Below are 11606 nucleotides of genomic sequence, written 5' to 3' on the forward strand. Positions count from 1 at the left end.
ATGAAAGAACTGATCGACAAGTTGATGGCACAGGGGCTAAGTGAACAGCAGGCTTACAAAGCTGTTGAAATCGTAAAGGATTTTGCCAAGGAGAAGTTCCCCATTTTTGGCGGCGCAATTGACAAGCTGTTCGATAAATATGGTCCGAAGGATGATGTGCAGGATGACTACCTGGACTGATCAGAATTGACATTAATATTATAAAAGTGAAGGCCGAATCAGGAATGATCCGGCCTTTATTATAGCAAGCAAACGAAAGACTAACGAATATGCAACAGTTCTCTGGCGATCACAATTTTCTGTATCTCTGAGGTACCTTCGCCAATGGTACAGAGCTTACTGTCGCGATAATATTTTTCAACGGGAAAGTCTTTGGTATAACCATAGCCACCAAAAATCTGAACGGCTTCCGTAGCTGTTTTTACGGCCACTTCACTGGCATAGTATTTCGCCATAGCGGCTTCCATGGTCATATTCAGCTTACGGTTCTTGCGGTCTGCCGCCTGGTAAGTGAGCAGTTCGGCAGCCATGATCTCCGTTGCCATATCGGCAAGTTTGAATGATATTCCCTGGAAATTTGAAATCGGCTGGTCAAACTGGTATCGCTCCTTGGAATATTGACGCGCCGCATCATAGGCTCCTGTTGCAATACCAAGGGCCAGCGCAGCAATGGATATTCTGCCCCCATCCAGTACCTTCATTGACTGCTTGAATCCGTCTCCTACTTCGCCAATTCTGTTCTCATCGGGTATCCGGCAATTGTCAAATATCATTTCTGCAGTTTCACTGGCGCGCATTCCCAGCTTGTTTTCCTTCTTACCGCCGGAAAACCCCGGGGTGCCGCGTTCCACGATAAATGCAGTGGCATTGTTCTTCGCCCGGACTTCACCCGTGCGGGCAATGACCACTGCTATATCGCCGGATTTCCCATGTGTGATCCAACACTTTGTGCCGTTAAGTAACCAATCATTACCATCTTTAACTGCCGTCGTCCGCATATTTCCGGCATCGCTGCCTGTGTTGGCCTCCGTGAGACCCCAGGCACCAAGCCATTCTCCTTTTGCGAGTCTGGGCAGATATTGCTGTTTTTGTTTTTCGTTGCCGAAGGCGAGGATGTGACCGCTGCACAAACTGTTGTGCGCCGCCAGGCTGAGTCCGATAGAACCACATACACTGGCAACCTCCCGGATAATGGCCACATATTCCAGGTAACCCATGCCTGAGCCACCGTAAGCTTCGGGAACCAGCACGCCCATCAGCCCCAATTCACCCATACGGCTGAAAATCTCACGGGGGAAGGTTTGCGCTTCATCCCATTCCATTACATGCGGCAATATTTCCTGCCGGGCGAATTCACGGGCGGTTTGCGCTGCTTGCTGGGTCAATTCAGGAAGTCCTAACTGCATAGTCGATTACGCTGCAATATAAAGCGTTTTTTCTTACACTAACAATTGTTAGTTAGTGAATTTTCCAATAGGGCAGCAGTTTCTGGTAAAGACTGTCCGAAAGCACATGAATTTGCCTCAGTTCCCTGATATCGCGGAAAGGCCCGTGTGTTTCCCGGTACCGTAAAATCGCTGTTGCAAGCCGCCAACGGATATAGGGGTGGCTGGACAGGTCATCCCTGCTGGCATCATTCAGGGAAAGCTGGCGCACCGTAACAGGTTCACCGATCCTGATCCTGCCGGAAAGCCTGTGCCAGAGTGAAGTGTCTGTACCATAGATTTCCCGGAGCTGCTCCCGGGCATAAAATCCGCCCAGGCGGTCGCGGTAGCGCACAATCCGACCTGCCAGTACCGGCCCGATGCCAGGCAAAGTCATCCAGGCAAGGCTGTCTGCTGTATTGATGTCGAGCGACACAACAGTTGCGCCCCTGTCCGGGTAATTTGATTTTATTCCTGCATTAAACTGCCTTCTGTATGTCCCCGCAGCATAATGCATCGTGTCGCGCCGTAAATCATATTGCCAGGCGCCCTGGCGGCGACGGTGCCGCTGTCCGTAAGCGGCAATGCTGACAAAGGGCAACAGCTTCGTTACAAGGTCAGGATCCATCCCATATATCTTTCCGATTTCACCCGGTTGTTTGAATTGACCACCTCTTTCCCGGTATCGTATTATCCTTTGCGCCACCGGTAAGGCGACACCCAGGGAAACCCACCCCTTCTCATCGAGCGTATTGGGATCAAATGGCCTTAACGGCCGGACCGGTACAACCGGCACAGAGCGGATAGCCCTTATCACACTATCCGTTATCAGAACCGGTTGCGGTGATGGCAACCAGAACCGGGGTACAATCCAGATCACCAGTACCATACCCACCAACAACAATATGGCTATTCTTTCTCTTCGTGAAAAAGTAAGATAATCTGCCAGCCAGGTTCGCCATGCACGCTTTTCCATGCTCTTTTTTTGCTGCAAACTTTTCAAAATCTGCAACCAATAACAAGCGTGATTTAGCGGTAATGGTGTAATGTGGAACTTCAGCCGTTTACTTCCAGCTGAAGACCGTCATAAGCCAGATGCATTCCCGACGGAAGCGTCGGATCAACCTCCGCATGAAGCCCGAGCTGATGGCTGATATGGGTAAAATAGGCATTGGTCACACCCAGTTCGGTGGCCATCTCAATTGCTTCAGACAAGCTGAAATGAGAAATATGTTTTTCTTTCCGCAAGGCATTCAGCACAAGATGACTGCTGCCGCGTATCTTTTCCTTCTCGGCATCCCCGATATGATTGGCATCAGTGATGTAGGTGAACGACCCGAAGCGGAATCCAAGTACCGGCATGCGCATATGCCACACCGTTATTGGTTCGATCCGGATATCACCCACCATGAATGCTTCCTGGTCAATGGGGTGGATCATGATCTCCGGCACTCCCGGATATTTTGTTTCAGCAAATGCATAGGGAAACTCCCGGATGATATTCATCTGGGTCATCTCGTTGGCATAAATGGGCATGCCCTTACCGGAGAAAAAGTTGAATGCCCGAACATCATCCAGTCCCGCGATATGATCCTTATGCGGGTGCGTGAACACTACGGCGTCGAGGTGTTTTACCTGCGCACGGAGCATCTGGTACCGGAAATCCGGTGTTGTATCGATCACGATCGTTGTAGTAGCAGAACGGACCAGTATGCTGGATCGGAGCCGGTTATTTTTTTTGTCGGTGGAAGTACATACCGGGCAGCCGCATGCGATCATCGGCACACCACTGCTGGTGCCTGTTCCCAGAAACGTTATGGTCAATGGAGTGGAGATGCCGGCAGGTTTATGATTTCAGCTGAACCTTTTCCAATACCTCTTTGTAGGTCTTCAATGCTTCGGCACTGAGCTGGGTCGGATCTATGGAAAGTTGCGGAATGATATCCACCAGTGTATTGATCCTTCCCTCAATCTGCAAAAACTTGTTGAGCACCACAACCTTCTTCTCTTCCAGAATACAATAACCGCTTTGAAAAGTACCCCGTTCATATCGTACGATGTACGAAGCCTCTTCCAGCACCTGTTCAATTTTATTCAAAGTCGCCTGATTGTATTTCATGTGACTTGCAATTTAAGCCCTATTTCGATACCATCTTGATCACCGGAACGATCATTTCCTCCAGGCTGATCCCCCCGTGCTGGAAGGTATTACGGTAATAATTCACATAATGGTTGTAGTTATTGGGATAGCACAGGTAGCCGTCTTCCTTGGCAAAAATATAGGAGGAATTGACAGTGGGTACCGGTAACCCCGCTTCTTTCGGGTCTCTGAACGCCAATACCTCTTTGGGTTCGTATTGAAGATTCCTGCCATGTTTATACCGCAGGTTCGTGGTCGTCTGCTTGTCGCCGATCACCTTGTGCGGCGCATTTACCCTCACGGATCCGTGATCTGTCGCAAGAATGAGATTGATCTTCTTGTCTGCAATCCGGCGCAACGCCTGGAACAGTGGCGAGTGTTCAAACCAGCTCAGGGTAATGCTCCGGTAACTGATTTCGTCGCTGGCCAGTTCCTTCAGCACTTCCATCTCGGTACGGGCATGGCTCAGCATATCCACGAAATTGTACACAATAATGTTCAGGTCGTTCCCGAGCATGTTATGGATATTGTTCACCAGTTCGTTACCGGCCTGGTGATTCGCCACCTTCGTGTAGGAGAAACGGATATCGTCACGACGGAGCTTTTTCAGCTGCGCTGCAAAAAAGTATTCTTCTTCGAGATTTTTACCACCTTCCTCCTCATCATTCTTCCAGTGCTGCGGAAACTGCTTTTCGATATCCAGCGGCATCAATCCTGCAAAAATGGCATTGCGGGCGTACTGGGTGGCTGTGGGCAGGATGCTGTAAAAAGTATCTTCTTCCAGTATCCTGAAATATGCTGCAAAGACTGGCTGAATCGCCTTCCACTGATCGAACCGGAGGTTGTCCAGCAGGATAAAAAATGTAGGGGCTTCCTTGTCGATATGTGGCAACACTTTGAACCGGAACAAGGTATTGGACATGATCGGCGCTTCATCAGACTTGGGATTCACCCATTTCAGGTAGTTCTTCGTAACAAATTTGCAGAACTCCGTATTCGCCTCCTGTTTCTGGCTCTGAAGTACCTCCTGCATCTCCGGGCTGTCACTTTTTTCCATCTCCAGCTCCCAGTAAACAAGCTTTTTATAGATGTCCATCCATTCGTTGTAGTCAGGATTACTGTTCAGCGCCATAAAAAGGTTCCTGAACTGCTGCTGGTAGGCATGCGTTGTTTTTTCGGCTACCAGTCGCCGGTTGTCGAGTATTTTTTTCAGGCTCAGCAATACCTGGTTAGGATTCACCGGTTTGATCAGGTAATCACTGATCTGGGAACCGATGGCTTCATCCATCAGGTTCTCGGTCTCATTCTTGGTGATCATGACCACCGGTACCTGCTGATTGATCTCCTTGATTTTTGCCAGCGTTTCCAGACCGGTAATACCCGGCATAGATTCGTCCAGCAGAACGAGGTCCACCGGATTTTCCTTCAGGAAATCAATGGCGTCAAATCCGTTGGTCAGCGTTTTTACAGCGTATCCTTTTGTTTCAAGGAAAAGTTTCTGCGATTGCAGACTTTCCATTTCGTCGTCAACCCAGAGTATGGTGGCTAATGGCATGGATTCAAATGTAATTTATCTGATGTTGGTTCGTAGCTTTGGCCGCTGGTATTTACAGATTTTAACAAAATAGGCATGGTGAAACCCGTTCGCAAAATCATCAATGATCCCGTTTATGGTTTCATCACGATCAGTCATCCCCTGCTGCTGAAAGTAATCGATCATCCGTACTATCAGCGGCTGCGGCGCATTCAGCAAATGGCGCTTGCCCAGCTCGTATATCCCGGAGCGGTGCATACCAGGCTTCATCACTCCCTGGGTGCCTATCACCTGATGACCTGTGCCATCGCGGAACTGAGAAACAAGGGCGTAACGATCACACCGGAAGAAGAAACGGCTGCCCAGATCGGAATACTCCTGCATGATGTGGGTCATGGCCCCTTTTCCCATGCACTGGAGCAAACGCTGATCGAAGGCATCAGCCACGAAGCGCTTTCCCTGGAGATCATGCAGGTACTCAACCGGGAGACCGGCGGCCAACTCGAACTCGCCCTTCAAATCTTCCGGGGCACCTACCATAAACCGTTTTTGTCACAACTGATCTCGGGGCAGCTTGATGTAGACCGTATGGATTATCTCACGCGGGACAGTTTTTACACAGGGGTTTCCGAAGGGGTGATCGGCTATGACCGCATCCTTAAAATGCTTTCCGTGCACGAGGGCAACCTGGTGGTGGAGGAAAAAGCGATTTACTCCATCGAAAAATTCCTGGTTTCCCGCAGGCTGATGTACTGGCAGGTTTACCTGCACAAGACCGTGCTTTGCCTGGAAAAAATGCTGGTCAATATTATCCGGCGGGCAAGAATGCTGATCCATACCGGCGTGGAAGTGAAAGCGCCTTCTCCTGTTCTGGACTACTTCCTCCACCTCGACGGCCCTTTCAGCGCTGCTGAAGACCTGGCCAGGTTTTGCCTGCTGGACGATACTGATGTGCTGGCAGCCATAAAAAGCTGGACCAGCCATAACGACCGGGTGCTTGCTTCCCTCTGTACGATGATCATCGACCGCCGCCTGCTGAAGGTCAGGCTGTTTTCCCAGCCGGTACCCTTTGATCTGCTGGCCGAACAAAAGGAAGCTATAGTAAGGTCATCCGGTTTAAGTGAGGAAGACGCTGACTACCTGGTTTTCAGCGGCGTGGCCAGCAATACCACGTATGACCCGATGGATGAAAAGATCGAAATTCTTTTTAAAGACGGAACCGTAAAAGATATTTCTGCAGTTGACAATGCTCTGATACAGCACAATTTATCCCGCCCTGTTAAAAAATACTACTTTTGCTACCTGAATCCGGGAGCCATATCCGGCTGGTTCCCTGAAAAGCCAATATAAATCAAACTTGTATGCAATTCAGTGCCGCGCAAATCGCCGTTCTGATCAATGGAAAAGTGGAAGGGGATCCGCAGAAACTCGTGGGATCCTTTGGAAAAATTGAAGAAGCTGCAGCCGGACAACTCGCATTCCTGGCGAATCCAAAATATGAAGATTACCTCTATACGACGGCGGCTTCCGTAGTGATTATCAACGATAACCTGGAATTACGGCAGCCGGTTTCGGCAGCGTTGGTCAGGGTACCGGATGCTTATTCTGCTTTCGCCACACTGCTCAGCAAATACCAGGAACTGAAAACCCAGCAGCTGACCGGCCGCCAGGATCCATCCTATGTATCCGATTCTGCCACCATGGGAGAAGGCGTGTTCATCGGTGCCTTTGCCTATATCGGTGAACAGGTGAAAATCGGCAACCAGGTCAAAATATTCCCGAATGCCTTCATCGGCAACAATGTGGTGATCGGCGACAACTGTATCATTCACCCAGGCGTAAGGATCTATCATGACTGCAGGATTGGCCGTGGAGTAACCATTCATGCCGGATCCGTGATCGGCAGCGATGGCTTCGGCTTCGCTCCGCAGGCAGACGGGAGCTTCAAAAAAGTTCCACAGATCGGCAATGTAGTGGTGGAAGACGGTGTTGAGATCGGCGCAAATGCCACCATTGACCGGGCTACAATCGGCTCAACCATCATCCGTTCAGGCGCCAAGCTGGACAATCTGATCCAGGTAGCCCACAATGTGGAAGTGGGACATAATACCGTGATCGCGGCCCAGGCCGGCGTGAGCGGCAGCACCAAGATCGGCAGCAACGTAATGATCGGTGGCCAGGCCGGTATTGTTGGTCATATTTCCATTGCAGATGGCAGCAAGATCAACGCCCAGAGCGGTGTGAGCAAATCCATCAAAACGCCCAATACAGCAGTGACCGGTTCACCGGCATTCGACTATACGAGTGCCCTGCGGAGCCAGGCACTCAGCAGGAACCTTCCGGATATGGAAAAAAGACTTAAAGAACTGGAGCAATTGGTAAAACAATTGCTGGCGGAAAGAATCAACTTATAAAAACGACATGGACAATAATTTCAATCCAGACAAACAACATACAGTAGGCGCACCCATCAGCATTTCCGGAACCGGACTTCATACCGGTGTAAAAGTGGACATGACTTTCCGCCCCGCACATCCGGGCTTCGGACTGCAGTTCCAGCGGATCGATCTTCCGGGACAGCCGATCATCAAAGCAGATTGCGACCTGGTGACAGACACCTCCAGGGGCACCACCATTGAAGACAATGGCGCCAAAATCAGTACCGTTGAGCATGTACTCGCAGCGCTTGTAGGAATGGGTGTCGACAACTGTCTGATTGAAATCAACGGACCGGAAACACCGATCATGGACGGCAGCTCCCAACCCTTTGTGGAACTCCTCCAGGAAGTAGGCATCCAGGAACAACCCGCCACCAAAGTCTGGTACAGCCTCGACGAGAATATTTATCACTACGACGAAAAGAAACGCGTTGAAATGGTAGCCATGCCCGCATTGGATTACCAGATCACCACCCTGATCGATTTCAACTCTCCCGTGCTCGGAACCCAGCACGCAGGTTTGAAAAACATGCGTGATTTTGTCAGGGAGATCTCACCCTGCCGCACTTTCGTATTCCTTCATGAACTTGAAATGCTGCTGGAACATAACCTGATCAAGGGCGGCGATATCAACAATGCCATTGTGGTGGTTGACAAGCCTGTTACGGAAGAAGAAATGAACCGTCTCGCCAAATCTTTCGGCCGCGACAAGATGGCGGTTAAGCATGAAGGTTACCTCAACAACCTTGAATTGCGGTTCCCCAATGAACCTGCCAGGCATAAACTGCTGGATGTGGTCGGCGACCTTGCGCTGATCGGATATCCTGTAAAGACCCGCATCATTGCCAACCGCCCGGGTCACAGCACCAATGTGGCTTTCGCCAAAAAGATCAAACAATATATCAAGAAGAATAAGCACATGAAGGATGTGCCGGTATATGATCCATCACTGCCCCCGGTATATACCGCGCAGCAGATCGAACAGACCCTGCCACACCGTTATCCTTTCCTCCTGGTAGACAAGATCATTGCACTGACCGATACCTATATCATTGGCGTGAAAAACGTCACCTTCAATGAGCCGTTCTTTACCGGGCATTTTCCGGGCAACCCCATTATGCCTGGCGTTTTGCAATGCGAAGCACTGGCACAGACCGGCGGCATTCTGGCCATCAACAGCATGCCTCCTGCCACATATGACACCTATTTCCTGAAGATCGACAACTGTAAATTCAAACAGAAAATCGTTCCCGGCGATACCATGCTGCTGAAGATGGAGCTGACTGCACCGATACGCCGTGGTATATGCGAAATGCGGGGAACGGTTTATGTTGGCAACAAACTCTGTACAGAAGCCGATATGGTTGCCCAGGTAGTCAAAAGGGGGTGATTTTCTTCTATTTTATCTCAATTCACCTATTTTTGCACCGCAAATGATTCATCCCCACACGTATATCCATCCGAACGCGCGACTGGCCACCAATGTAAAAGTGGATCCCTTTACCGTGATCCACCAGGACGTGGAGATCGGTGAGGGTACCTGGATAGGAAGCAATGTTACCATTATGGAAGGTGCCCGGATCGGCAAGAATTGCCGGATCTTCCCCGGGGCCGTCCTCGCTGCCGTTCCCCAGGACCTGAAATACGAAGGCGAATACTCCAATGTAGAGATCGGTGATGGTACCACCATCCGCGAATTCGTGACCATCAACCGGGGCACAAAAGACCGTAACAAGACCGCCGTGGGCAATAACTGCCTGATCATGGCGTACAGCCATCTCGCACACGACTGTATTATTGGCAACCACGTTGTGCTGAGCAACAATGTTCAGATGGCAGGTCACGTAACTGTGGGCGACTGGGCAATCATCGGTGGCGTAAGCGCCGTGCACCAGTTTGTACAGATTGGGCAACATGCCTTCATCAGCGGCGGATCACTGGTCAGCAAAGACGTGCCGCCCTATATCAAAGCCGCCCGCACCCCCCTCTCCTATGCCGGCGTAAACAGTGTCGGACTGAAAAGAAGAGGTTTCAGCGTTGACCGCATCAACCATGTTCTGGATATTTACCGCGTACTGTATAACAAGGGAATGAACACCTCCCAGGCACTCGAATACATCGAAGAAGAATTCAGTGCAACAGATGAACGCGACGAGATTGTAACTTTTATCCGGGAAAGCGGGCGAGGCATCATCAAGCGGTTCACCAAAGGAAGCGGCGATGACGATATCGCTATCTGAAGCCGGAAAGAGGTTTAACCGGGAATGGATTTTCCGAAAGTTCACCTACACTTTTAACCCTGCCGGCACTTATGCCATTACGGGCCCTAACGGTTCCGGTAAAAGCACGCTGCTACAGGCAATTGCCGGTGCTATTCACCTCTCTGAGGGCCAGTTAACGGCGGCCTCCAATGGCGATCCCATCGAAGCGGAACAATTATTCCGGCACCTTTCCTTTGCAGCTCCCTATCTCGATCTTGTGGAGGAAATGACAGCGCTGGAGCTCCTTGCGTTCCATGCCAGCTTCAAGCCATTCCTGCAGGCATTTGATGCAGAACGGATCCTTACCCACGTGGGACTATCCCAGGCCCGCCATAAACAGATCCGGTATTTTTCTTCCGGCATGAAACAAAGACTGAAGCTCGGCCAGGCTATTTTTTCCGATACCGCAATACTCCTGCTCGATGAGCCCTTCACCAATCTCGACGCCGCCGGCATTGCCATGTTCCAGGAAACCATCCGGGAGTACTGCAACAACAGAATGCTGATCATCTCCAGCAATGATCCCCAGGAATACAGTAACTGCAGGGATATCATCAGGATCACAGACTATAAATCCTGATCAGCGCCGGCTGGCAATCAACAGGTTCAGGTCGGTATATTTCAGGTTGAAGCGCTGGCTCAGGTGAAAATGGGTCAATGCCCCTTTAAACAGGTAAATGCCGCTGCGCAGGTGTACTTTATGCCAGATCAGGTTTTCGATGCCACCTTCGTCCGCAGCTTCCAGAAGCAATGGCATCAGCACATTGCTGATGGCATGAGATGCGGTACGCGCAAATCCCGAAGGTATATTTGGTACGCAGTAATGGATCACCCCGTATTTCATGAAAATGGGATGCTCATGACTGGTGATTTCGGAAGTTTCAAAACAACCGCCACTATCAATGCTTACATCAATAATCACACTGCCTGGCCGCATATTACTCACCATCTCTTCGGTAACCACCACCGGAGCCCTGCCGCTGTTGCTGCGCAAGGTTCCCACTGCAACTTCGCAGGTCTTTAATTGTTTCGCAAGGATCTTCGGTTCCAGAACAGAGGTCCACAACCGATGTCCGATATTATCCTGCAACTGCTTCAGCCGGTAAACGCTGTTGTCAAAAACCTTTACGGAAGCACCCAGTGCAAGCGCTGCCCGCGCCGCATACTCGCCCACGATGCCCGCGCCCAGGATAATCACCTTGGATGGCGGAATGCCGCTGATCCCACCCAGCAATACCCCCTTTCCATGATTGGCCGAACCCAGGTACTGACCTGCAATCAGCATCACCGCGCTGCCTGCTATCTCGCTCATGCTTCTCACAATCGGGAACGTCCCGTTCTCGTCTTTCAGGGATTCAAACGCGATCGCCGTGATCCGCTTCTCCATCAGTTTCTCCAGGAGTTCTGATTTCAGCAACGTAATGTGCATCGGCGAGATGATCACCTGGTTGGGTTGCAGAAAAGGGATATCCTCTTCAACGATCGGAGCACTTTTCACCAGGATGGGCGCTTTATAAACCTCGGCCTTGTCGTAAACGATTTTGGCCCCTGCCTCACTGTAGTCTTTGTCGCGGAAATGCGCGGCATCACCGGCATTATGTTCCAGCACTACCATGTGGCCGTTGCTCACCAGCACACCAACAGCTTCCGGTGTAAGTGATACCCGGTTTTCCTGGAAAGCCACCTCTTTGGGAATTCCTATGTGCAGCTGCGCACCGGTAGGTTTCACATCCAGTGTTTCCTCCAATGTTTCGTAACTGAATGAGGGACTTATGAAAGGTTTCTGCTGCGCCATGTAAATTGAAAGGA

At 50.5% G+C, this 11606-nt stretch carries 12 protein-coding genes; 6 read left to right on the forward strand and 6 right to left on the reverse strand.

All coding sequences use genetic code 11. The features are described 5' to 3' along the window. Positions 1–180, forward strand: coding sequence for a hypothetical protein (locus FPE01S_RS20785; protein WP_046371004.1), 180 nt, complete (start codon positions 1–3; stop codon positions 178–180). A gap of 80 nt (positions 181–260) precedes the next feature. On the opposite strand, the gene FPE01S_RS20790 is transcribed toward FPE01S_RS20785, so the two are convergent. From FPE01S_RS20790 to porX, 5 genes are all read right to left on the reverse strand, one after another. Beyond that, positions 261–1406, reverse strand: a complete 1146-nt coding sequence (locus FPE01S_RS20790) for an acyl-CoA dehydrogenase family protein (RefSeq protein WP_046371005.1) — start codon at positions 1404–1406, stop codon at positions 261–263. 52 nt (positions 1407–1458) lie between these two features. After that, a complete protein-coding gene (locus tag FPE01S_RS20795; protein ID WP_157474117.1) occupies positions 1459–2400 on the reverse strand; it encodes a ComEA family DNA-binding protein in 942 nt (313 codons plus the stop codon). Between the two features lie 80 nt (positions 2401–2480). Then, positions 2481–3248 carry an MBL fold metallo-hydrolase gene (locus tag FPE01S_RS20800; protein WP_046371007.1) on the reverse strand — a complete coding sequence of 256 codons (768 nt, stop codon included), beginning with the start codon at positions 3246–3248 and terminating at the stop codon, positions 2481–2483. Between the two features lie 22 nt (positions 3249–3270). Beyond that, positions 3271–3543 carry a hypothetical protein gene (locus FPE01S_RS20805; protein ID WP_046371008.1) on the reverse strand — a complete coding sequence of 91 codons (273 nt, stop codon included), beginning with the start codon at positions 3541–3543 and terminating at the stop codon, positions 3271–3273. A 19-nt stretch (positions 3544–3562) separates the two neighbouring features. Continuing rightward, positions 3563–5119: a T9SS response regulator signal transducer PorX gene (gene porX / locus FPE01S_RS20810; RefSeq protein ID WP_046371009.1), complete on the reverse strand. Its 1557-nt coding sequence runs from the start codon at positions 5117–5119 to the stop codon at positions 3563–3565. Positions 5120–5194: 75 nt separating this feature from the next. Here porX and FPE01S_RS20815 point away from each other — a divergent pair, with 75 nt between their 5' ends. From FPE01S_RS20815 to FPE01S_RS20835, 5 genes are read left to right on the forward strand one after another with little or no spacing between them, the layout of a single operon-like run. Then, positions 5195–6448 carry an HD domain-containing protein gene (locus tag FPE01S_RS20815; protein ID WP_046371010.1) on the forward strand — a complete coding sequence of 418 codons (1254 nt, stop codon included), beginning with the start codon at positions 5195–5197 and terminating at the stop codon, positions 6446–6448. Between the two features lie 11 nt (positions 6449–6459). Next, positions 6460–7512, forward strand: a complete 1053-nt coding sequence (gene lpxD / locus FPE01S_RS20820; protein ID WP_046371011.1) for a UDP-3-O-(3-hydroxymyristoyl)glucosamine N-acyltransferase — start codon at positions 6460–6462, stop codon at positions 7510–7512. Between the two features lie 7 nt (positions 7513–7519). Further along, on the forward strand, positions 7520–8926 hold the full coding sequence (locus FPE01S_RS20825; RefSeq protein WP_046371012.1) for a bifunctional UDP-3-O-[3-hydroxymyristoyl] N-acetylglucosamine deacetylase/3-hydroxyacyl-ACP dehydratase: 1407 nt from the start codon (positions 7520–7522) through the stop codon (positions 8924–8926). A 43-nt stretch (positions 8927–8969) separates the two neighbouring features. Continuing rightward, positions 8970–9776 (forward strand): acyl-ACP--UDP-N-acetylglucosamine O-acyltransferase, encoded by an 807-nt coding sequence (lpxA, locus tag FPE01S_RS20830; RefSeq protein WP_046371013.1) that lies wholly within the window; start codon positions 8970–8972, stop codon positions 9774–9776. After that, positions 9757–10377, forward strand: coding sequence for an ABC transporter ATP-binding protein (locus tag FPE01S_RS20835; protein ID WP_046371014.1), 621 nt, complete (start codon positions 9757–9759; stop codon positions 10375–10377). Before lpxA ends, FPE01S_RS20835 begins: the two co-directional genes overlap by 20 nt. Here the strand turns inward: FPE01S_RS20835 and FPE01S_RS20840 are convergent, their stop codons facing one another. After that, a complete protein-coding gene (locus FPE01S_RS20840) occupies positions 10378–11592 on the reverse strand; it encodes an alanine dehydrogenase (protein ID WP_046371015.1) in 1215 nt (404 codons plus the stop codon). Positions 11593–11606 lie beyond the last annotated feature (14 nt).

Origin of the sequence: Flavihumibacter petaseus NBRC 106054, assembly GCF_000974785.1 — a bacterium.
Lineage (GTDB): Bacteria > Bacteroidota > Bacteroidia > Chitinophagales > Chitinophagaceae > Flavihumibacter > Flavihumibacter petaseus.